A 20,690-nucleotide genomic window follows, 5' to 3' on the forward strand; every position below is an offset into this window, starting at 1 on the left:
CACTCCTGGGGGTCACGACGATCGGGCCCGGCAGGAAGCGCGGTCCGTCGGCCGTGCCGAGGCGGGCGGGGAGCGCCGCCCCGGCGGCCGTGATCTTGTGTACGCCCGAGGGCCCAGGACCTCTCCTTCGGACCATGCCGGGCTCACGGGGTCAGGCATGATCCGAAGGAGAGCCCTAGCGCTTGATGCCCACGCCCGCCAGCAGGCTGATCTGTGCGTCAGCGATCTCCGGCTCTTGCGTGGCGGACTCGGCGGGCCGCCAGCGGTGGCAGCAGCAGATGCCGGGGTCGACCAGGTCGAGTCCGTCGAAGAAGCGACGGACGTCGCTGTGCGAACGGAACTGCACCGGAGACCCGGACTTGGTGTAGACCTCCGCGACCTTGTTCCAGGTGACGGGGTCGAAATCGGGCGTGCAGTGATTCATGGCAAGGGCGCTGCCCGCCGGGAGCGGGTCGAGCAGCCGGCGGACTATGGCGTACGGGTCGTGCGGGTCGGTGATGAAGTGCATGAGCGCGTTGAGGGAGAGGGCGATGGGCTGGTCGAAGTCCAGGACCCCCGAGTCCTCCACCGAGCGCATCAGCGCATCGGGGTCGGTGATGTCGGCCTCGACGTACGCCGTGCGTCCCTGTGCCGTGCTGCGCATGAGGCGTTCGGCGTACTTGAGGACGAGCGGGTCGTTGTCCGCGTACACGACGCGGGCGTCGCCCGCGACGGACTGGGCGACCTGGTGCAGGTTGGGCTCGGTCGGGATGCCGGTGCCGATGTCGAGCCACTGGCGGATGCCGTGCTCCTGCGCCAGGACCCGGGTGGCCCGGTGCATGAACGCCCGGTTCTCTCGCGCGGTCACGTAGATGCCGGGGTGCGCCTGGGCGGCGACCAGGGCCGCCTCCTTGTCGATCTCGAAGTGGTCCTTGCCGCCGAGGAAGTAGTCGTACATCCGGGCCGAGTGCGCCTTGCTCGTGTCGAGATCGCGGCCGGCCTGCCTGGTGGTCATGTGCTCCCCTTCATGCGTTGTCTGCGGGCCCGCAGGCCAGGGACGGGACCGGTGTCGTCGTCCCTTCTGCTCACCGCCGGGTCACCCGGCGGCCAAGTGATCGGCGAGGCCCTCTTTGACCCCGCGGACGAACGCGGCGATCTCCTCCGGCGTGTAGATCAGCGCCGGCCCGGCCGGGTCGGTGGACTGGCGTACGGCAACGCGGCCGTCGGCCAGTTGCTTCGCCTCGACGCACTGACCGCCGTTCGGACCGCTCCAGGGACGCTCCCAGCCGTGTTCCCCGAGATGGTGGGCCGGCATGCCGTTGTAGATGCCCTCGTCGGTGACCGTCATGAGTACTCCTTGCGCATGCGGTTCAAGAGCGCCGTGCTGGCCGCGGACGACGTCAGCAGCGCCATGCGGGTGTGTGCCTCGAGATGGGAGACGACGTCCGCGCGCTGGTCCAGGTAGACCGAGGCGGACAGGAGTTCGCTGTAGACGATGTCGGGAAGTTCGGGTTCCTCGAACCGGAAGTATGTGAACGGGGCACACGCTCCGACATGCGCGCCCGCGGTGAACGGCACGATGTCGAGGCTGACGTGCGCGAGCTCGGAGACGTCCAGGAGTCGCTCGACCTGCTCCCGCATCACGTCGGGGCCGCCCACCACCCGGTGCAGTACGGCTTCCTCCATGACCACCCACAATGTGGGGGCGTCGTCCCCCTCCAGCAGGCTCTGGCGGCGCAGCCGCAGCTCCACGCGGCGTGCGAGCTCCTCGTCGCTGCCGTTCGGCAACCCGCCCCGCAGCACGGCGTGCGCGTAGTCGGGGGTCTGCAGAAGCCCGGTGACGTACTGGGGCTCGTACGTGCGGAGGGTCTTGGCGCCGGACTCCAGGCTGACGTAGGCCGTGAACCAGCTGGGGACGGCATCGCGATAGGAGTGCCACCAGCCGGGCTTGTTGGCCTGTTCGGCCAGCTCGACGAACTCGTCGATCTCCTGGCGGTCCGCGCCGAAGGTCTCCAGGAGCTTCTCCGCGTAGAGAGGCTTCAGCGCGACCTCGGCCTTTTCCAGCCGGCGGATCGTCAGGGTCGTCATGCGCAGAGCCTTTGCCGCGTCCTCCAGCGAGGCACCCGCGGCGAGCCGCATTTCCTGCAGCCGACGGCCGAGGATCATGCGCAGGACTGTCGGCGCGCTCGCGCTGGAACGGGCTTCGCTCACGCCCAACCTCCTGGTGAACCGTCAACAGCGGCATTCTTGCAGCGATTTGATGTTGACGCCAGGGTGATACCCCGGTTGCTGAAATTATCAGGGAGTCGGTTGCAGCATGAGGTCTGTCACGCGCATAGTGGACGTGTGAGCGGCCAAGTCACAGGAATGACGCAGGATCCGGTCCGGAGAGGGCGCGTGATATCGATGCCGTCGTCGGCACCCCACTGCCGGGCGCTCGCCTCGGCGTGCGCCTCTCACCGTTCGATCCGCAGTTCCGCATCCCCCCACCGCGCCCCGCCTCCGGAAGGCGCTGGAAGGCGACATCCGTGACACTGTCCACGCCCTCGGTCCCGGCTTCGACCCCTGCCTTAAGGCAGGCCGCGCCGCGCCGGGAGTACTGGTTCGGCCTGCCCGCTCTGCGTACCAGCGCGAAATCCGCCCGCGACACCGTGCGCGACCGGCTCCGTGCTTGGCAGTTGCCCGGCGACACCTGCTGCGACGCGGTGCTGCTGGTCTCCGAGCTGACCACGAACGCTGTGCTCCACACCGCCAGCAGCCATGTCCTGTGCGGCCTCACGCTGACCGGCGACGAGCGGCGCCTGCGCATCGAACTGCACGACGAGGGCGCCACCCCGGTCCGCCCGTCCGAGCGCCACGTCGGCCCCGACGAAGAGAGCGGGCGAGGGCTCCTGCTCGTTCGGCAACTCGCGGACAGCTGGGGCTCCGCACGCTCGACGCGGGCCGAAGGCAAGGTCGTCTGGGCGGAGTTGACGGCCCACCCCTGACACCGTGGGAACCGGACGACGCCGCACGCGGTGCCGGTCCCGGCAGCGACGGCCCGGATGGAGCGTGGCCCGGACCGTCCGACCGGGAAGCGGGCCACTTGCCCCGTCGATCGGCAGCGACCGCGTGGCCCCGCGGCATCCCCCTCGCGGGGCGGTACCCCTCCTCCTCGACCCGTCTGCAGAGGGCGCCCATGACTCCCCACGGTGAAACCGCTTCTCCCGTCGTGCTGTACGTATGCGCCGACCGTGCCCCGCGGGCGCCGGGGGAAGCCACGCAGCGTGCGCAGGCGGAAGGCCGCGCGTTCGCCCGGGAGCGCGGACTGACGATCGCCGAGGTCGTCACCGACACGTACGGTGAGCCCGACCCGGCCCGGCGCAGAGGGTGGCGGCGTGTGAGGCAGCTGGCACAGACGGGCCACGTCACCGCGGTACTCGTCCGCTGGCCCAGCGCCATCGCCCCGGAGTCCGCGCGCGAACTCCGGCACCGTGAGGCTGCCTGGCTCCACGACCAGGGCGTCCGCGTGCGCTACACCTGGGCGCCCTTGTCCTCAAGGGGCCGCGAGGCCGGGTGATCCCGCTCCACCGCAGCCGACCGGCCGTCCGGGATCCGGGCGCCACGACGGGTGGCGCCCGCCCCGATGCCCGGGGGCATTCGCCCCCGGGCCCGCCCGTTCAGCCCGCCAGCTCCCCGAGCAGTTCCCACGTGCGGCGACGGTCGGCCTCCCCTGCCAGGTCCGTCCCGGAGAACACCACCTCGGTCGCCCCGGCGTCCCGGTAGCGCTGAACCTCGGCGGCGACGGCCTTCTCGTCGCCGATCACGGCCACGTCACCGGCCCGTGCGGCGCCCGAGAGCCCAATGACCCGCGCGTACGACGGGAACTGCTCGTAGAACGCGAGCTGCTCGGTGGCCGTCTCGCGCGCGGAGTCGGGGTCGCCGGTGACGACGCCGTGCACCAGGGCCACGATCCGAGGCGCGGGGCGGCCCGCGGCCTCGGCGGCGGCGGTGACCGCCGGGACGATGTGGTCGGCCAGGGCCCGGGGCCCCGCGAGGTAGGGCAGGATCCCGTCCGCCAGCTCCCCGCTGACCCGGAGGGCCTGCGGGCCCATCGCTGCCACGAGCAGGGGGATGCCGCCCTCGGCCCCGGGGACACGTGCGGGGAGCGGGGTGGTCGCGGTGAGGAGCTCGCCGTGGAAGTCGGCGCCGCCCGTCTCGGTGAGCTGTCGCAGCGCGGTGAGGAACTCGCGCAGGCGGGCGATGGGCCGCTCGTAGGGGATGCCGAAGGCCTCCTCGGTCAGCGGCTTCGTGCCGAGGGCGAGCCCGAGGTGGTAGCGGCCGTGCGTGGCCGCCTGCGCCGTCTGGGCCTGGCTGGAGACGATCAGCGGGTGGCGCCCGAAGACGGGGATCGCGGACGTTCCCACCTGCAGCTCCGGGACCTCGCGCCCGACGATCGCCGCCAGCTGCGGGGAGTCGGCGCCGAAGGTCTGCCCGAACCAGGCGGACCGCAGCCCCGCGGCCGCGGCCTCCCGGGCGAGGTGCACGGTGGCATCGATCTGGTTGTCTGATCCGGTCGCGCTGAGTGCTACTCCTACAGTCATGTCAGGGAAAACCAGGGGGAGTCAGCTGCGCATTCCGACCTCTTCATGAAGGCTTCGTGTCCGCTGCATGAACCCGTTCGGCCCCCGACGGCGCGGCCATGCCCGCGTATCTCCGGGCCCCTCCGTGACCATCGGGCGGCACCGTTTGAATGATCAAAAGAGCGACGGGTTAGCATATGAGCGCCCCCTAGCTCGAAAGATAAACCTGTGACTGTCAATGACGACTCGTTCACCAACTGGATGCACCGCGAGGAGATCGCGGAGTCGATGATCCCGATCATCGGGAAGCTGCACCGCGAGAGGGACGTCACCGTCCTCCTGCACAGCCGCTCCCTGGTGAACAAGTCGGTGGTGAGCATCCTCAAGACCCACCGATTCGCCCGGCAGATCGACGGCGAGGAGCTCTCGGTCACCGAGACTCTGCCGTTCCTTCAGGCCCTCACCACGCTCGATCTCGGCCCCTCCCAGATCGACATCGGCATGCTCGCCGCGACGTACAAGACCGATGACCGCGGCCTTTCCGAGGCGGAGTTCACCGCCGGTGCCGTCGCCGGCGCCACGGGGGTCAACAAGATCGAGCGTCGCGAGTCGCGCGATGTCGTGCTGTACGGCTTCGGCCGCATCGGCCGGCTGCTGGCCCGGCTGCTCATCGAGAAGGCCGGTTCCGGCAACGGTCTGCGGCTGCGCGCCATCGTCGTCCGCAAGGGGGCCGGCCAGGACATCGTCAAGCGCGCCTCGCTGTTGCGGCGCGACTCCATCCACGGCCAGTTCCAGGGCACGATCACCGTCGACGAGGCGAACAACAAGATCATCGCCAATGGCAACGAGATCCAGATGATCTACTCCGACGACCCGGCCTCGGTGGACTACACGGAGTACGGCATCAACGACGCCATCCTGATCGACAACACCGGCAGGTGGCGCGACCGTGAAGGCCTCTCGAACCACCTGCGCCCCGGTGTCGCCAAGGTCGTCCTGACCGCGCCGGGCAAGGGCGACGTCCTCAACGTCGTGCACGGCGTCAACCACGACATGATCAAGTCGGACGAGCAGATCATCTCCTGCGCCTCCTGCACCACCAATGCGATCGTCCCGCCGCTGAAGGCGATGGCCGACGAGTACGGCGTCCTGCGTGGGCACGTGGAGACCATCCACTCGTTCACCAACGACCAGAACCTGCTGGACAATTACCACAGCTCCGACCGTCGAGGCCGCTCCGCGCCGCTCAACATGGTGATCACCGAGACCGGTGCCGCCTCCGCCGTCGCCAAGGCGCTTCCCGACCTGGGGGCGACGATCACGGGCAGCTCCATCCGCGTGCCCGTGCCGGACGTCTCGATCGCCATTCTCAGCCTGAAGCTCGGCCGCGAGACCACGCGCGAGGAGGTCCTGGACTACCTCCGCGACGTGTCGCTGACCTCGCCGCTCAAGCGGCAGATCGACTTCACGACCGCTCCCGACGCCGTGTCGAGCGACTTCATCGGCTCGCGCCACGCCTCCATCGTCGACGCGGGCCCCACCCAGGTCGACGGCGACAACGCGATCCTCTACCTCTGGTACGACAACGAGTTCGGCTACTCCTGCCAGGTCATCCGGGTCGTGCAGCACGTGTCCGGGGTGGAGTACCCGACGTACCCCGTGCCGGTTCACTGATCCGGCAGCTGTCGGAAGCCGCAGGGGCCGGTCCCACCCGCTGACGGGTGGGACCGGCCCTGTGCGCTAGCGCACAGACGTCGCGCCGGACACCGCTGCGGGTGCCGGTGCGTAGCCGGTGGCCCGGGTGGTGAACGTCCCCCGGCCCTGCGTCCGGCTGCGCAGCCGCGTCGCGTAGCCGAACAGCTCGGCCAGCGGCACAGTCGCCGTGATCACCGCCGCACCGGCCCGTGCCGTGGAGCCGGACACCCGGCCGCGCCGCGCGGCCAGATCGCCGAGCACCCCGCCGACGGCGTCGTCGGGCACGGTCGCCGTGAGTTCGACGACCGGTTCCAGCAGCACCATCGCACTGGCACGCAGCGCTTCACGCAGCGCGAACCGTCCGGCGGTGCGGAACGCCATCTCCGAGGAGTCCTTCGGGTGAGTGGCGCCATCGGTCAGCGTCACCCGCACCCCGGTCACCGGGTGCCCGCCGATCGGACCCTCCACCAGCGCGTCCCGGCAGCCGGCCTCGACCGCCCGGACGTACTCCTGCGGAACCCTTCCGCCGACGACGGCCGAGCGGAACACGAACTCCACCGCGCCCGGACCCTCGTCACCTTCGGTGTCCTCCCACGGCTCGACGTCGATGACCACATGGGCGAACTGCCCTGCCCCGCCGTCCTGTTTGACGTGCCGGTAGACCAGGCCGGACACGCCGCGGGCGACCGTCTCCCGGTAGGCGACCTGCGGCCGGCCGACCCGGACGTCCAGGCCATGGGCGCGGCGGACCTTCTCCACCGCCACCTCCAGATGCAGCTCGCCCATGCCCGAGAGCACCGTCTGGCCCGTCTCGGAGTCCGTCCGTACCGCGAGCGACGGATCCTCCTCGACCAGTCGCACGAGCGCCGCCATCAGCCGCTCCGTGTCGGTGCTCCGCCGGGCCTCGACCGCGACCGAGACGACCGGATCGGCCACCGTCGGCGGTTCGAGGACCAGTGGGGCGTCCGGTGCGCACAGGGTGGCGCCGGCCCGGGCCGCCTTGGGGCCGATGACCGCGACGATGTCCCCGGCCACCGCCGCGTCGACGTCGACATGCCGGTCCGCCTGGACCCGCAGGATCCGGCTGATGCGTTCGCTGCGGCGGGCGCCGACGTCCAGCACCGTTTCCCCCTTCCTGACGGTTCCCGAGTACACACGGAGATAGGTCAGCCGGCCCGTCGCCGTCGCGTTGACCTTGAACGCGAGCGCGGCGAACGGCGCCGCCGGATCGGCGGCCCGCTCCTGCACCGCGTCGCCGAGCGTGCCGCGCACGGGCGGCACGTCCAGCGGGGAGGGCAGGTAGGCCACGACGGCCTCCAGCAGCGGCTCGACACCGCGGTTGCGGTAGGCCGAACCGCAGAGCACCACGACACCCTCACCGGTACGGGTCAGATCGCGCAGCGCCCCGGACAGCGTCTGCTCCGAGAGTTCCGACCGTGCACAGAACTCCTCCAGCGCGGCCGGATGGAGCTCCGCCACCTTCTCCTCCAGCAGCCGTCGGCGCCGCCGTGCCTCCTCCCGCAGCTCATCGGGGACCTCCCCCTCCTCGTACGTGTCGCGGCCGTCGGCCCAGACGAGCGCCCGCATGCGCAGCAGATCGACCACTCCGCCGAACTGTTCCTCCCGGCCGATCGGCAGCTGGACCACGAGCGGGATCGTGTGCAGCCGCTCCCGGATCGACGCGACCGCCGTGTCCAGGTCGGCGCCGGCCCGGTCGAGCTTGTTGACGAAGGCGATACGCGGCACCGCGTGCCGGTCGGCCTGGCGCCACACCGACTCGCTCTGCGGCTCCACGCCGGCGACCGCGTCGAAGACCGCGATCGCGCCGTCCAGCACCCGCAGCGAACGCTCGACCTCGTCGGCGAAGTCGACGTGCCCCGGAGTGTCGATCAGATTGATCCGGTGGCCCGCCCAGGTGCAGCTCACGGCAGCGGCGAAGATGGTGATGCCGCGGTCGCGTTCCTGGGAGTCGAAGTCGGTGATGGTCGTCCCGTCGTGGACCTCGCCGCGCTTGTGGGTGGTGCCGGTGGCGTAGAGGATCCGCTCGGTGACGGTGGTCTTGCCGGCGTCGACGTGGGCGAGGATGCCCAGATTGCGAACGTCGGTGAGAGCGCTGGCGAGTTGACGGTGAAGTTCGGTACGCACGGTCCGTGGCCTTTCGGGTGATCCGGAAGAAGACGGCGCGATGCCCGGACGAAGCGGCCGTTCACGGGGCCGCGGAGCTCCTGTCGTCGACCGCGGCGCGCAGGGGCGCGCCATCGTGTCGACTGTCCGTCAAGAAGCGGACAGGGCTCAGGTGGTCGTCACGGGTGTCCGGGGCCGGCCGCGCAGCCGGCGCCGGGCGCAGGTAGACACCAGGATCACCTCGTACCGCGACAGGGGAACGACGACAGCGGTGCGGTAGCGCACGGCAGGTCTCCCCTCGATGGTCACGGTGCGCGTGCCGCTTCGGAGTGCCGGCGCGCGATTTCGTGGCGAGTCTAGAGAACCGGATGAGCGTGGGGGAAGCGGTTTTCCCGCCGTGGCAACGCTGGGGCGGACCGGTGACGGATTCGTACCGCCTCACGCGCAACCATGCGGCGCTTCCGGCAGTCACCTCTATCACTGACGGGTTCCGAAGGGGAGCTACCACCGACGGGTTCCGAAGGGGAGCGCATGGGAGCTGTCCGGATGCTGTTGCCGTTGCTGCGGGCGGCCGCCGGCCGGGACGGGCGCCGACCGGGCGGCGGGCTGCTCGCCGTCGCACTGCTCCGGTGTTCCTCGCCCCGCTGGACGCTCGTGCGGCCGAAGCCGCTGGAGCGCCGGCTCGTATGGAGTGAGGAGGCCGTTTCCGTGGGCCGGGCCGCTGTGGTTCGCGCACGGCCCGGTGCTCCGGGCCTGCTCGCCCGTTCGCTCGTACTCCAGGCCCAACTGCTGATCCAGGCAAGCAGATACGAGGAGGCGCTCGCCGCGGCCGAGGGTTCGATTTCGATCCCGGACAGCCACGCCTCCTCGAGCCAGGACGCGTTCTCCCACCTGATGCGGACCTTGGCGCTGGCCTGGCTGGGTCGGCCCGACGAGGCTCTCGTGGCCGCCCGTCACAGCGTGGCCGTCTACCGGTCCGCGGTGCCCCGGCGAGCCGACCGGCACTTGGGCAGCACGGCCGCCGCCCTGCGTGCGCAGGCATGGGTTCTCGGCCGGGCCGGGCGCACAGCCGAATCCGTCACGGTCTACTTCGAGTGCGCCGAACTGCTGCGGTCGCTGCCCCTGTGGCAGCAGGCCCGGCTGGTCCTGCTCGAGTCCAGGGTGCTGGCCGAACTGACCGGCGGTCTGCGCGTACTCGGCCGTTTCGGGGAAGGGGTCGAGGTGGGCGACGGCGCCGGGGAGCGCATCGCCCCTTTCGCTGCGAGGTTCCACCCGGAAGCCCGCTTGCTGCGTGCCGGGTTGCTCATCGAGCTGGCATGGTGCCTCGGTGCCACCGGGGACCTTCCGAGGGCCCGTGCCACGGCCGAGGAGGCCGTGGCACGTTGCCGGGCATTGCACGGCAGCGACCCGGCAGTGGATGAGTCCCTGCTCGTCCTTGCCCTGGAGTGCCTGGCTCACCACCTCGACCGGCTGGACGCGCACGCCGAGGAGCGGGCTGTGTGCGAGGAACTCGTAGTCATCGGTGAGCGGTTGGCCGTCACCGCTCCGGATGCTCACGAACCCGGGCTCGCCGTTGCCCTCGACTCGCTGGCCCACTGTCACGCCCGCGAAGGTGAGGGCCACGCGGCCGCGGCCGCCACCGAACGCTGCGTGGAGCTCTACCGCCGCGCCGTCAGGCGCGATCCGCTTCTGTACGAAACGGAGCTGGCCCGGACACTGGCCAATCTCAGCATCCGGTTGCGTGTGACGGACGCATTCGACGGCGCAGTGGCCGCAGCGGGCGAGGCGCTGTCGATCACCCGCCGCCTTGCCGAGTCCGGCGGGGAAGTGCAGCGGTCAGCGGTCACCGACCGGCTACGGATCCTCGGCCGGGCCCGGTACCGGGCGGAGGACGACGAAGGCGCCGCGGCCTGCTTCGAGGAGGCGGAGACGCTCCTGCGGGAGCTCATGGCGGCAGGCAACCCGGGACCGCACGAGGCAGGGCTCGCCGCCGCACAGTCCTGGCTTGCCAAGGCCCTGAGGGCCGCGGCCGACGGCCACCTCGACGCCGGTCGTGCCGACGCGGCGGTGGAGGCCCTGCGCCGCATGAAGGAGCTCACCGGGCGTACCACGCTGACCGATGTCCACGCGGCGTGCGTCAGCGCCTTCGCCCGGGCGCGCGACCGGGATCCGGAAGGGGTGCGGCAGGCGTGGTGGCGGGCCACGGGTGAACCGTGGCCCTCCTTCGTCTATCGGACCGGCTGAGCCGGGGCGCGGCCCGCGGCTGCGGTCCGGCGGGCGCCGTGCCGGGCCAGTGGCTTCCAGGTCCTGCACCGGCGCAGCGCGCTCCGGCCGCAGCCGCGCCATTCGGCGGGGGAGACGCCCGTCCCGTGGCCGGTGCGGGTGATCAGCGCGTTCACCGGGGTCAGCGGGTCCACGGCCATCGTGGTGCGGGCCAGCAGGACCCCGATCACCAGCGGGGCCAGCGTGACGGCCAGCGTGGTGCCGGTGCTGGTCATCTGCTGCATGCGGGGGCGCGGTGCGTCGGGAGCCATGCCCCCATTCCAGCAACATCGGACCGGCGCGGGATCGGGCGACGTACTCAGTCCGGGCGGCCCGGGTACTCACCCGGGCCGCTGCGGCCACCCGTGCTGACGGCCTACGCCGTGGTGCCCGGACCGGAACCTGTGCCCGAGGCGGCCTTGATGCCCTTGGTGATGTCGTCCAGGACGGACAGTGCGGGTGCCTTTGCGTTGATGTCGAACCCGGAGCGGACGACGATCAGCATGTCCTTGGCCTGCGGTGAGGGGAACGCCAGGGATTCGACGTATCCGTCGTCGCCGTTCTTCGTCACCACCTTCCAGCGCACCCGGTAGCCCTGCTGGCCGGCCACCGTGACCGCCTCGGACTTCAGCTGCTGGTGCGAGGTGATGCCGTCGTAGATCTCCCCCCCGTAACTCTGCTCGGCGTTGGTCGCGATGTCCTTCTCGGCCGTGGCCTTGGCGGTGGTGGTGCTCAGCTTGAGCGCCGCGGCCGGCGCGGAGAACACTCCACCGCGTACGCAGGTCTCCCCGCTGTCCCCGGGGCAGGTGTACGTGCCGGTGGTCACGCCGGCGCCCATGCCCGACTCTCCCTTCCAGCCGTCGGGGACCGGGATGCTGATACCGCTGGCCATGTCCGTCGCATAGCCGTCCTCGGTCTGGGGCAGCTGCTGCCCGGGGCTCTCGTCCCCGCCGCCGCTGCCTCCGCTGCCGCCCGGTGCGCCGGGCTGCCGGCTGGGGGCCGGGGAAGGCGAGGTGGAGGGGGCCGTGGCGGTGTTGTCCGTCTTGCCGGAATCATCCGACAGCAGATACACGCCGCCGCCGATGGCGGCGAGGACCACCACCGCCGCGGTGATGCCGGCGCCGATCCGTATCCGGCGGCTGCGGATCGTGGCCGGCGGGACCCGGAGCTGATCGGTCCACTGAGTGCCGTCCCACCAGCGTTCCTGAATGGGGCCAAATCCTGTGTACCCGGGGTCTGGATGCCAGCCGGGCGGGCTCGTCTGCGTCACGGCAGCAACCGTAACCGCGCTGCGTGAGAATCCTATGAACCGAGTGGCAGCCCACAGTCCGACATGTGTGGCGTGGGTCGGTTTGGGCTGCTTCTTGTGATCAGGATTATCAGCATTCTGCTGTCGTGTTGCCATCCGTGCCGCAGGACCGGTCGCTGCATGTCCGGTGCCGGGTGGTGAGCGTCGCCCCTGTGCTTCGGTCACGGCGTCCACTTCCCTCCCGTACGGTTCTCGGAGGGGCGGGGCCCGGTGGGCGCACGGCCCATCGCCGGGCCCGGCCGGCACTCGTGGGAAGGCGAACGATGAGCGAGAGCCCCGCTGTACGGATCGAGCGTGACGGACCCGTTTTCACGGTGATCCTTTCGCGTCCCGCGGCCCGCAACGCGGTTGACGGTCCGACCGCCCGTCAACTGGCCGACGCCTTCCGTGCGTTCGACGCCGACCCCGATGCGGCAGTGGCCGTGCTGTGGGGTGAGGGCGGTACGTTCTGCGCCGGCGCCGACCTCAAGTCGATCGGCACCGAACGCGGCAACACCGTCACCGCCGAGGGCGACGGGCCGATGGGGCCCACCCGGATGCGGCTCGGCAAACCCGTCATCGCCGCGGTCGCCGGGCACGCAGTGGCCGGCGGTCTGGAGCTGGCCGCCTGGTGCGATCTGCGGGTCGCCGAACAGGATGCGGTCTTCGGAGTCTTCTGCCGGCGATGGGGTGTGCCGCTGGTGGACGGCGGCACGGTGCGGCTGCCGCGCCTCATCGGTGAGAGCCGCGCCATGGACATGATTCTCACCGGCCGGCCCGTCCCGGCTGAGGAGGCGTACGGCATGGGGCTGGTCAACCGGCTCGTCCCCACGGGCGAGTCCCGGAGTGCGGCGGAGCAACTCGCCCGGGAGATCGCCGTGTTCCCCCAACTCTGTCTGCGCCACGACCGGCTCTCCGTGCGCGAACAGCACGATCTGAGTGAGCCGGACGCGCTGGCCGCGGAGTACCGGCACGGTCTGGTGCCGCTGACGGCGGGGGAGACGCAGTCAGGTGCCGACCGGTTCGGCCGCGGGGCCGGCCGGCACGGCGTCTTCACCGACTGAGGTGGTGGGGCGGTGAAGGCAGGGTCCTGCTGGTCCGGGCCGAGGGTGGGGTCCGTGCCTGTCCGCGTGTCTTCGCCTAGGGTCCACGCATGAGCGCAAGCAACGAGGAGGAACGGTCCGTGCGGGCCGCCGTCGAGGGAGAACTGAGGCTCCTCGATCCCGGCGTGCGGGCGTCGCCCGACGCGGTGACCGAGCTCCTCGACCCGGAGTTCATCGAGTTCGGAGCTTCGGGGCGGCGCTACGACAGGACGTCGATCCTGGATGTCACCTCCGCCGTCGACGAGAGCGCCCCCGACCCGAGCATCGCCACCGAGATGTCCGGAGTGCTGCTGGCCCCGGGGCTCGTCCACCTGACGTACGTCTCGGAGGGCAACGGGCGCCGCGTCAGACGCAGTTCACTCTGGCGGCTGTCTGAGTCGGGCTGGCGGATGTACTTCCACCAGGGCACGCCCATCACCCCGTCCTAGCCTGACCTGCGAGTACCTGCGAGTACCTGCGAGTACCTGCGAGTACCTGCGAGTACCGATGGGCCGTCCGCAGGAGGCTGATCGGGCTCGTCGGATGACGGCATCCCGTTATCCCCCCGAGCCCCGGCCCGACGACCGCGTCGCCGTACCGTCCCCCGCGTCCGGACTGCCCGGCATCCTTCCGCTGTCGTACGAACTGGGCCTGCGCCGGCTCCGTGACGACTTCGGGCTGGAGCCCGTGGAGTACCCGGCGACCCGGAAGATGGGCTCCACGCCGCAGGAGCGAGCCAGGAGAGCGGCCACCGTCCGACTTTCTGGTCCGACCACATGCCGTGTGTGACATAGTGGGAGATTCGGACAAGAGTGGTCGGCAAGGGAACGGCTCCGGCCGGGCAGGGGGTGGCGGATGCCCGTCGAATGGCAGCCCGTACGGCAGTCGCGGACACATGAACTGGTGCTCCAGAGCATCGAGCAGCGGGTGTTCTCAGGTGATCTCAAGGCCGGTGACCGGCTGCCGCCCGAGCGGGAGCTCGCCCCGGTCCTCGGGGTCAGCCGGTCGGCCCTGCGCGAGGCGCTGCGGGTGCTGGAGACCATCGGGGTCCTGGTGGCCCAGCCGGGCCGGGGCCCGGACGCCGGGGCGCGCATCGTCCGCAACCCCGACGACGCGCTGGGGCGGCTGCTGCGGCTCCACTTCGCCCTCGGCAGCTACAGCCTGGAGGACGTGCTGGAGGCGCGGGTCACGCTGGAGCGGTCCAGCTTCGAGGCCGCCGCGCGGCACGCGTCCGCGGCGGATCTGGACGAGGCCGAGGCCCTGCTCGTGCGGATGGGGGAGCCGGGGGTCGACGTGCCCGAGTTCAACGACCTCGACACCCGCTTCCATGTCCAGATCGCCCGCAGCTCGGGCAACGAGCTGACCTCCACGCTCACTTCCGCCGTCCGCGAGTCGGTCCGGCCGCTGATCCTGCGGGCCCTGGAGGCTGCCGAGGACTGGCCGGCCACCGCCGCCGCACTCAACGCGGATCACACCGAACTGCTCCGCCTGGTGCGGGCGGGCGAGGGTGCGCGGGCCGCTGATGTGGTCGAGGCGCACATCCGGGGGCTGCACGGAAAGCTGGTCGACGAGAAGACCACTGCCTGAATCACGGACCGAGCCGTCGCCGCGCCCCCTGTCAGGGACGCCGCGACGGCTTTTGTGTGCGCGGGTACCGGTGGGCGTCACCCCTTCGCCGGTGTCGCACGCATTCTCGTTTCGGCTGGAGGATAGTATGGTCGGACCATAAAGCACGTTGAAGATCATGCAGAGAACTGATCGGGGAGACCCATGCGCATCGGACTCTTCGCCACCTGTCTGGGAGACACGCTCTTCCCCGAGGCGGTGAAATCCACGGCGGTTCTGCTGGCCCGCCTGGGCCACGAAGTGGTCTTCCCGCCGGGGCAGACCTGCTGCGGCCAGATGCACGTCAACACCGGCTACCAACGCGAGCCCGTCCCTCTGGTCCGCAACTTCGCCGAACAGTTCGGTGACGCCTCCATCGACGCCGTCGTCATGCCGTCGGGCTCCTGCGCGGGTTCGGTGCGCCACCAGCACGAGATCGTCGCCGAACGGTACGGGGATGCGGCGCTGCGCGCGGGCGTCGCCACGGTCAAGGCCAAAACGTACGAGCTGTCGGAGTTCCTCGTCGACGTGCTGGACGCCACCGACGTCGGCGCGTACTTCCCGCACCGCGTCACATACCACCCCACCTGCCACTCCCTGCGCATGCTCCGGGTCGGCGACAAACCGCTGCGGCTGCTGAGGGCCGTCGACTCGATCGATCTCGTCGAGCTGCCCGAGGCCGATGCCTGCTGCGGATTCGGCGGCACCTTCGCCGTGAAGAACGCCGGCACGTCGACCGCGATGCTCCAGGACAAGATGCGCCACATCGCCACTACCGACGCCGCCGTGTGCACCGCCGGCGACTCGTCCTGTCTGATGCACATCGGCGGCGGACTCTCCCGGATCAAGTCCGGCACCAGGACCCTGCACCTGGCCCAGATCCTCTCCGCCACCCGCACCTCGCCGCACGTCCTGACGGAGGCCGCCCGATGAGCAGCACCTTTCTCGGCATGCCGGCGACCCCGCCCCGCTCCCCGTACGGCACGGGCAACCTGCGCGGCGACCGGAAGTTCCCCGCCGCCGCCCATGACGACCTGGGCAACGAACAGCTGCGCCGCAACCTCGGCAAGGCCACCCACACCATCCGCGCCAAACGCCTCAACGTCACCGGCGAGCTGCCCGACTGGGAGGAGCTGCGCGACGCGGGATCGGCCATCAAGACCGACACCATGAACCGGCTTCCCGAACTCCTGGAGGAGCTGGAGCGCAAGGTCACCGAGCGCGGTGGCACCGTCCACTGGGCACGGGACGGCGGTGAGGCCAACGAGATCGTCGCGCGGCTGATCAAGGAGACCGGCAGCAAGGAGGTCATCAAGGTCAAGTCGATGGCCACCCAGGAGATCGGCCTCAACGAGCACCTCGAATCCCTCGGCATCACCCCGTACGAGACGGACCTCGCCGAGCTCATCGTGCAGCTCGCCCACGACAAGCCCTCGCACATCCTGGTGCCCGCGATCCACCGCAACCGCGACGAGATCCGGGAGATCTTCCTCAAGGAGATCCCGGGCGTGGACCCGTCCCTGGACAACGTCCCCGCCCACCTGGCGGCCGCGGCCCGCGCCTACCTGCGCGAGAAGTTCATGACGACGAAGGTCGCCGTCTCCGGAGCCAACTTCGGCATCGCCGAGACCGGCACCCTGTCCGTCGTCGAGTCCGAGGGCAACGGCCGCATGTGCCTGACACTGCCCGACACCCTGATCACCGTCATGGGCATCGAGAAGGTGCTGCCGCGCTACCAGGACCTGGAGGTCTTCCTCCAGCTGCTGCCGCGCTCCTCCACCGGCGAGCGGATGAACCCGTACACCTCGATGTGGACCGGGGTCACCCCCGGCGACGGACCGCAGGCCTTCCACCTGGTGCTGCTCGACAACGGACGCACCGCCGCCCTCGCCGACAAGATCGGCCGCGAGGCACTCAACTGCATCCGCTGTTCCGCGTGTCTCAACGTCTGCCCGGTGTACGAACGCGCCGGCGGCCACGCCTACGGATCGACGTACCCCGGACCGATCGGCGCCGTCCTCACTCCGCAGCTCGCCGGCATGCACGCCGCGAAGGACGACCCCAACAGCTCGCTGCCGTACGCCTCCAGTCTGTGCGGAGCCTGCTTCGACGCCTGCCCGGTCAAGATCGACATTCCGTCGCTGCTGGTCGAGCTGCGTCACCAGCACACCGAACAGTCCGGCACCACGGCCGAGAAGCTCGCCATGAAGGCGGCGGCCGGAGTGATGAAGAGCCCGAAGCTGTTCACGGCCGCCCAGAAGGCTTCCGGGCTCGGCCGCGTACTCGCCGGACGGGACGGGAAGATCTCGCATCTGCCCCCGCCGTTCAACGGCTGGAGCGACAGCCGCGACACCCCCGCCCCGCCCAAGGAGACCTTCCGCTCCTGGCTGGCCTCGGCCGAGGGCACGGCGACGATGCGGGCCGCCGCCGACACGTACGCGCAGAACCAGCCGCAGGAGGAGGAGAAGTGACGACCGCTCGCGAAACGGTGCTCGGCCGCGTCCGGGACGCCCTGGCCCTGGCACCCGCCGCCGACACCCCGGTCCCGCGCGCCTACCGCACCGGGCGCACCCTCCCCGACGAGGAGCGCCTGGCGCTGTTCACCGACCGCCTCGTCGACTACAAGGCGCAGGTCCACCCCTGTACCGCCGACCGCACGGCCGAGGTCGTCGCCGAGGTGCTGCGGGAGCGGGGGGCGGGGCGGATCGGCGTGCCCGCCGGCCTCGACCCGCAGTGGCTCACCGTGTATGACGGCGAGGTCCAGCAGGACTCCGCCGACATCCCAGCCCCGCGACTGGACGCCCTCGACGGGGTCGTCACCGCCTCGGCCGCCGGCTGTGCCGAGACCGGCACGATCTTCCTGGACGGCTCGCCCGACCAGGGGCGGCGGGCGCTGTCCCTGGTGCCCGACCTCCATGTCTGCGTCGTCGACCTGTCGGCCGTGGAGGTGGGCGTACCGGAGGCGGTGGCCCGGCTGGTGCCGGAGCGGCCCACGACGCTGATCAGCGGCCCCTCGGCCACGTCGGACATCGAACTCGAACGGGTCGAGGGCGTGCACGGGCCGCGCACCCTCGCCGTCGTGATCCGCACGGACGCGTAAGGGGACCGACGGGGGTACGCAGCCGCGCACCCCCGTCCGCGTCGTCACCCGTGCGTGACCGTCACCGGGCCGAAGGCGATCCGGGTCGTCGCCGAGTCATCGGCCCAGCACACCTCGACGGTGTCCCCGTCGACGTTCACCCCGCTCACCACCGTGTCGAGCGCGTCCGCTTCCGGTTCCGCGCTCAGCGACGCCAGCGCCACCAGGACCACCGTGCCCTCCGCGTCCGCGCCCAGCCGGGGCAGCACCGCCCACGGTGTGTACGCCGTGCCCTGCGGGGCGCGCACCTCGTCCCGCGACTCCCAGCCGTGCAGACCGTGCAGCGCGGAAGTCACCGCGGACTCGGGACCGGTCGCCCAGCCCGTCTGCTCCACCCGGGCGCCGTGCGGGGCGCCGAGCACCCGGTGCACGCGGAGCTCGTACCGGCCGCGGACCACCGTCACGCTCTCCACCCGCAGCCCCGGCACCATGGGCGCCCTGCCGGCGAACACCGGACGGTGCCAGGACGCCGCCCAGCCCCAGCCGTCGCCCCCGCCCGCGCCCAGCGGCCGGATGGCCCGACGGCCGCTGCGAGTCCCGGCGACGACCACGGCCAGGTGGTTGTCGGCCGTGTTCGCCCACGCGGTGGGACCGGTGACCGTCGAGTACGCCTGACGGCTGTACAGCGGGTCGTCCTGCACCGCCGACTCGCCCTCGTGCGGCCGGACATGGTCGCTGCCGTGGTTGTGCAGCCGTACGATCCCGTCCGCCCGCGTCGACTGGACGAGCAGCCCCGGCGCCGGCAGCGCGAGCACCCGGTCGGGACCCTCGCTCGGTGCCGGCTCCTCGGTGGCCGTCCACAGGGGGTGGTCGGCGGGGGCCAGCAGGGAGACGAAGGCCTTGGACGCCCAGTACGGGGAGGCGGGACCCGAGTAGGGCTGGAGCGTCGCCTCGTGCGGACCGTGCCAGCCCAGGCTCAACAGGCCGTCGGTGCCGGTCGCGCCACGGTCCAGGAAGTAGCGCAGCGACCCGCTGATCACCCGGCGCGAGGCGCCCGGCGTGAGCGGGGTGTGCCCGGTGAGCGCGCCCAGCCCGACCGCCGAACCGGCCGCGAACCGGTAGGCCAGCGAACGGCCGAAGTGGATCGGGGCACCGTCCCCGCCGAACAGCAGCGCGAAGCCCTCCAGGTGCTCGCGCAGCCGCGCCCCGTAGAGCGCGGTCAGCTCGGCGTCGCCGGAGAGGTGGGCGTCCAGCACGGGGTAGAGGTGCAGCGCCCAGCCGTTGTAGTGGTCGAAGGCGCGGCCGTCGCCGTCCGCGTACCAGCCCTGACCGCGGTACCAGCTCTCCATCAGGTCCTGTGCCCGCTCTCGGGCACGAGCCGTCTCCGCGTCCCCGCGGCCCACCGACTCCAGGAACCCGGCCACCGAGTAGGGGAACAGGTACCAGTTGTTCGGTGCGGGGGTGTGGCGCAGAGCGCCGCGCAGCCACTCCTCGGCGCGGTCCTGCACCGCCGGGTCCAGCCGGTCCCACAGCCACGGCCGGGTGAGCCGCAGTCCGATCGCGACCGAGGCGGACTCCACCATGGGCTGGCCGAAGACGGTGTGGTCGAGGATCAGCGGCCAGGACTCGGCGTCGTCCCGGCCCGGCGTACGGGTACCGGCCGCGAGCCCGTCCGCGTACCGGTCGAGCCAGCCGTGCGGGTCCTTGCCGTCCGCGCCCGCGACCCGGAACGCGGCGGCGAGGAACGTGCGCGCGTAGCCCTCCAGACCGTCGGAACGGACCCCGGACGCGGACGGGCGTCCGGGCAGGTCGAGGAGCGCGCTGCCGGGCGTGGCCCACTGCCAGGCGGCCTTGAGCAGTCCGTCGGCCGCCGCCTCCCAGTGCGCGCGGGTGTAGCCGGTGACCGGGCTCGTGCTCCGGTCGTCGGCGGGGAGTTCCAGCGGGGAGTTCGGGTGCGGATCGGTCATGCGAGGAATGCCAGCCTTTCGCGTCGTACGGGATGGGCGAATCCGTCGCCCGCGGCCCAGCGTTCGGCCTCGCCCACCGCCAGGTCGACGAGCCGCTGCCACTCATTGCCCTGGGAGCCCGCCAGATGCGGGGTGATCAGGGCGTTCTCGCACTCCCACAGGGGGTGGCCGGGCGGCAGCCTGTCGGGGTCGGTGACGTCGAGGACCGCCCGGATGCGGTCCATCCTCAGGACGTCGACGAGCGCGTCCTGGTCGACCACGGCGCCCCGCGCGGTGTTGAGGAGCACGCCGTCCGGGCGCATCGACATGAGCAGGTCCCGGCTGACGAGTCCGCGTGTCGCGGGCAGCAGCGGGGTGTGGACGCTCACCACATTGCTCTGCGCGAACAGTTCACCGAGTCCGACCGGCCGGACGCCGAGCTCGGCTGCCTCGGCGTCGGAGACGTACGGATCGTGCAGCAGCACCCGCAGGTCGTAGGGGCGCAGGAGCTCGATGACCCGGCGGCCGATGAGCGAGGCGGACAGGATGCCCACGCTCCGGCGGTAGTTGCCCAGGGTGGGCGAGGTGGTCAGCGAGTCGTCGCGGTGGCGCTCCGAGCGGTAGGCATGCGCCCGCTCCAGGACCCGCTTGCCGGAGAGCAGGATCATCGCGACGGTGTACTCCGCGACCGGGAGCGCGTTGGCGGCCGCGGCCGACGACACCTCGATGCCGCGCTCCCAGCAGGCGTCGGTGATGTGCCCGCGGACGCTGCCCGCGGTGTGCACCACCGCCCGCAGCCGGGGTGCGGAGGCGAGCGCCACGGCGTCGAGGGGCGGACAACCCCAGCCGGTGACCAGTAGTTCCGTGTCCGCGAGCACGGCACGGGCCCGGTCGGTGGTGAAGTCGTCGAGTACGGGCAGTGGTGCGAGGTCGCACACCTGTGACAGCGCGGCCAGCGACCGGGCGTTCAGCAGCGCGGACGCGGTACCCGGCTGCATGGCGACGGCGGCGCGAGGCCGTCGTCCGGTGGGTGCGAGAGGGATGGTGCCGGTCATTCTTCTCCTGATT

General features: G+C 71.3%; 19 protein-coding genes and 1 pseudogene. 11 read left to right on the top strand and 9 right to left on the bottom strand.

Going from position 1 to position 20,690, the window contains the following annotated elements:
* Positions 1-175: 175 nt before the first annotated feature.
* From ACIOEW_RS09075 to ACIOEW_RS09085, 3 genes are all read right to left on the bottom strand, one after another.
* Complete coding sequence (locus ACIOEW_RS09075; RefSeq protein ID WP_401962756.1) at positions 176-994, bottom strand: SAM-dependent methyltransferase; 819 nt, start codon at positions 992-994, stop codon at positions 176-178.
* A gap of 81 nt (positions 995-1,075) precedes the next feature.
* Complete coding sequence (locus tag ACIOEW_RS09080) at positions 1,076-1,327, bottom strand: DUF397 domain-containing protein (protein ID WP_362541576.1); 252 nt, start codon at positions 1,325-1,327, stop codon at positions 1,076-1,078.
* On the bottom strand, positions 1,324-2,190 hold the full coding sequence (locus ACIOEW_RS09085) for a helix-turn-helix transcriptional regulator (RefSeq protein ID WP_362541573.1): 867 nt from the start codon (positions 2,188-2,190) through the stop codon (positions 1,324-1,326). Before ACIOEW_RS09085 ends, ACIOEW_RS09080 begins: the two co-directional genes overlap by 4 nt.
* Positions 2,191-2,507: 317 nt before the next feature.
* Between ACIOEW_RS09085 and ACIOEW_RS09090 the strand changes: the two genes are divergently transcribed.
* Both ACIOEW_RS09090 and ACIOEW_RS09095 read left to right on the top strand, forming a co-directional pair.
* Positions 2,508-2,966, top strand: a complete 459-nt coding sequence (locus ACIOEW_RS09090; RefSeq protein WP_401962760.1) for an ATP-binding protein — start codon at positions 2,508-2,510, stop codon at positions 2,964-2,966.
* Between the two features lie 191 nt (positions 2,967-3,157).
* On the top strand, positions 3,158-3,538 hold the full coding sequence (locus ACIOEW_RS09095; RefSeq protein WP_362541567.1) for a hypothetical protein: 381 nt from the start codon (positions 3,158-3,160) through the stop codon (positions 3,536-3,538).
* Between the two features lie 100 nt (positions 3,539-3,638).
* Here ACIOEW_RS09095 and ACIOEW_RS09100 read toward each other — a convergent pair whose 3' ends face one another.
* Positions 3,639-4,562: an LLM class F420-dependent oxidoreductase gene (locus ACIOEW_RS09100; RefSeq protein WP_401962763.1), complete on the bottom strand. Its 924-nt coding sequence runs from the start codon at positions 4,560-4,562 to the stop codon at positions 3,639-3,641.
* A gap of 207 nt (positions 4,563-4,769) precedes the next feature.
* Between ACIOEW_RS09100 and ACIOEW_RS09105 the strand changes: the two genes are divergently transcribed.
* Positions 4,770-6,215, top strand: a complete 1,446-nt coding sequence (locus ACIOEW_RS09105) for a glyceraldehyde-3-phosphate dehydrogenase (protein ID WP_362541562.1) — start codon at positions 4,770-4,772, stop codon at positions 6,213-6,215.
* A gap of 66 nt (positions 6,216-6,281) precedes the next feature.
* On the opposite strand, the gene fusA is transcribed toward ACIOEW_RS09105, so the two are convergent.
* Positions 6,282-8,381, bottom strand: coding sequence for an elongation factor G (gene fusA, locus ACIOEW_RS09110; protein ID WP_401962767.1), 2,100 nt, complete (start codon positions 8,379-8,381; stop codon positions 6,282-6,284).
* 510 nt (positions 8,382-8,891) lie between these two features.
* On the opposite strand from fusA, the gene ACIOEW_RS09115 reads away from it, so the two are divergent.
* A complete protein-coding gene (locus ACIOEW_RS09115) occupies positions 8,892-10,604 on the top strand; it encodes a hypothetical protein (protein WP_401962770.1) in 1,713 nt (570 codons plus the stop codon).
* On the opposite strand, the gene ACIOEW_RS09120 is transcribed toward ACIOEW_RS09115, so the two are convergent.
* Positions 10,589-10,894 carry a hypothetical protein gene (locus ACIOEW_RS09120; RefSeq protein ID WP_401962773.1) on the bottom strand — a complete coding sequence of 102 codons (306 nt, stop codon included), beginning with the start codon at positions 10,892-10,894 and terminating at the stop codon, positions 10,589-10,591. The two genes, ACIOEW_RS09115 and ACIOEW_RS09120, sit on opposite strands and share 16 nt — an antisense overlap.
* A gap of 104 nt (positions 10,895-10,998) precedes the next feature.
* On the bottom strand, positions 10,999-11,892 hold the full coding sequence (locus ACIOEW_RS09125; RefSeq protein ID WP_401962776.1) for a DUF2510 domain-containing protein: 894 nt from the start codon (positions 11,890-11,892) through the stop codon (positions 10,999-11,001).
* Positions 11,893-12,194: 302 nt separating this feature from the next.
* Between ACIOEW_RS09125 and ACIOEW_RS09130 the strand changes: the two genes are divergently transcribed.
* From ACIOEW_RS09130 to ACIOEW_RS09160, 7 genes and pseudogenes are all read left to right on the top strand, one after another.
* On the top strand, positions 12,195-12,974 hold the full coding sequence (locus ACIOEW_RS09130) for a crotonase/enoyl-CoA hydratase family protein (RefSeq protein WP_401962778.1): 780 nt from the start codon (positions 12,195-12,197) through the stop codon (positions 12,972-12,974).
* Positions 12,975-13,063: 89 nt separating this feature from the next.
* Complete coding sequence (locus ACIOEW_RS09135) at positions 13,064-13,441, top strand: DUF4440 domain-containing protein (RefSeq protein WP_401962781.1); 378 nt, start codon at positions 13,064-13,066, stop codon at positions 13,439-13,441.
* Positions 13,442-13,535: 94 nt separating this feature from the next.
* Positions 13,536-13,730 (top strand): annotated as a pseudogene (locus tag ACIOEW_RS09140) (LD-carboxypeptidase); the annotation flags it as partial.
* A gap of 117 nt (positions 13,731-13,847) precedes the next feature.
* A complete protein-coding gene (locus tag ACIOEW_RS09145) occupies positions 13,848-14,579 on the top strand; it encodes a FadR/GntR family transcriptional regulator (protein WP_401962784.1) in 732 nt (243 codons plus the stop codon).
* Between the two features lie 183 nt (positions 14,580-14,762).
* Entirely contained in the window at positions 14,763-15,530 is a 768-nt protein-coding gene (locus tag ACIOEW_RS09150) for a (Fe-S)-binding protein (RefSeq protein ID WP_401962787.1), read from the top strand.
* Positions 15,527-17,068 (top strand): LutB/LldF family L-lactate oxidation iron-sulfur protein, encoded by a 1,542-nt coding sequence (locus ACIOEW_RS09155; protein ID WP_401962790.1) that lies wholly within the window; start codon positions 15,527-15,529, stop codon positions 17,066-17,068. Before ACIOEW_RS09150 ends, ACIOEW_RS09155 begins: the two co-directional genes overlap by 4 nt.
* A complete protein-coding gene (locus ACIOEW_RS09160; RefSeq protein ID WP_401962793.1) occupies positions 17,065-17,697 on the top strand; it encodes a lactate utilization protein C in 633 nt (210 codons plus the stop codon). Before ACIOEW_RS09155 ends, ACIOEW_RS09160 begins: the two co-directional genes overlap by 4 nt.
* Positions 17,698-17,741: 44 nt before the next feature.
* On the opposite strand, the gene ACIOEW_RS09165 is transcribed toward ACIOEW_RS09160, so the two are convergent.
* Together ACIOEW_RS09165 and ACIOEW_RS09170 are read right to left on the bottom strand one after the other, a co-directional pair.
* On the bottom strand, positions 17,742-19,643 hold the full coding sequence (locus ACIOEW_RS09165) for a DUF2264 domain-containing protein (protein ID WP_401962794.1): 1,902 nt from the start codon (positions 19,641-19,643) through the stop codon (positions 17,742-17,744).
* Positions 19,640-20,677: a hydroxyacid dehydrogenase gene (locus ACIOEW_RS09170; RefSeq protein WP_401962796.1), complete on the bottom strand. Its 1,038-nt coding sequence runs from the start codon at positions 20,675-20,677 to the stop codon at positions 19,640-19,642. Before ACIOEW_RS09170 ends, ACIOEW_RS09165 begins: the two co-directional genes overlap by 4 nt.
* Positions 20,678-20,690 lie beyond the last annotated feature (13 nt).

The sequence above is a fragment of the Streptomyces sp. NPDC087901 genome, assembly GCF_044742205.1.
Lineage (GTDB): Bacteria > Actinomycetota > Actinomycetes > Streptomycetales > Streptomycetaceae > Streptomyces.

Bases quoted from the DNA above. Each gene is read 5' to 3' on its own strand.
- ACIOEW_RS09075 (WP_401962756.1), bottom strand. From the start codon at position 994: ATGACCACCAGGCAGGCCGGCCGCGATCTCGACACGAGCAAGGCGCAC.
- ACIOEW_RS09080 (WP_362541576.1), bottom strand. From the start codon at position 1,327: ATGACGGTCACCGACGAGGGCATCTACAACGGCATGCCGGCCCACCAT.
- ACIOEW_RS09095 (WP_362541567.1), top strand. From the start codon at position 3,158: ATGACTCCCCACGGTGAAACCGCTTCTCCCGTCGTGCTGTACGTATGC.
- ACIOEW_RS09100 (WP_401962763.1), bottom strand. From the start codon at position 4,562: ATGACTGTAGGAGTAGCACTCAGCGCGACCGGATCAGACAACCAGATC.
- ACIOEW_RS09115 (WP_401962770.1), top strand. From the start codon at position 8,892: ATGGGAGCTGTCCGGATGCTGTTGCCGTTGCTGCGGGCGGCCGCCGGC.
- ACIOEW_RS09120 (WP_401962773.1), bottom strand. From the start codon at position 10,894: ATGGCTCCCGACGCACCGCGCCCCCGCATGCAGCAGATGACCAGCACC.
- ACIOEW_RS09130 (WP_401962778.1), top strand. From the start codon at position 12,195: ATGAGCGAGAGCCCCGCTGTACGGATCGAGCGTGACGGACCCGTTTTC.
- ACIOEW_RS09135 (WP_401962781.1), top strand. From the start codon at position 13,064: ATGAGCGCAAGCAACGAGGAGGAACGGTCCGTGCGGGCCGCCGTCGAG.
- ACIOEW_RS09145 (WP_401962784.1), top strand. From the start codon at position 13,848: ATGCCCGTCGAATGGCAGCCCGTACGGCAGTCGCGGACACATGAACTG.
- ACIOEW_RS09150 (WP_401962787.1), top strand. From the start codon at position 14,763: ATGCGCATCGGACTCTTCGCCACCTGTCTGGGAGACACGCTCTTCCCC.
- ACIOEW_RS09155 (WP_401962790.1), top strand. From the start codon at position 15,527: ATGAGCAGCACCTTTCTCGGCATGCCGGCGACCCCGCCCCGCTCCCCG.
- ACIOEW_RS09165 (WP_401962794.1), bottom strand. From the start codon at position 19,643: ATGACCGATCCGCACCCGAACTCCCCGCTGGAACTCCCCGCCGACGAC.
- ACIOEW_RS09170 (WP_401962796.1), bottom strand. From the start codon at position 20,677: ATGACCGGCACCATCCCTCTCGCACCCACCGGACGACGGCCTCGCGCC.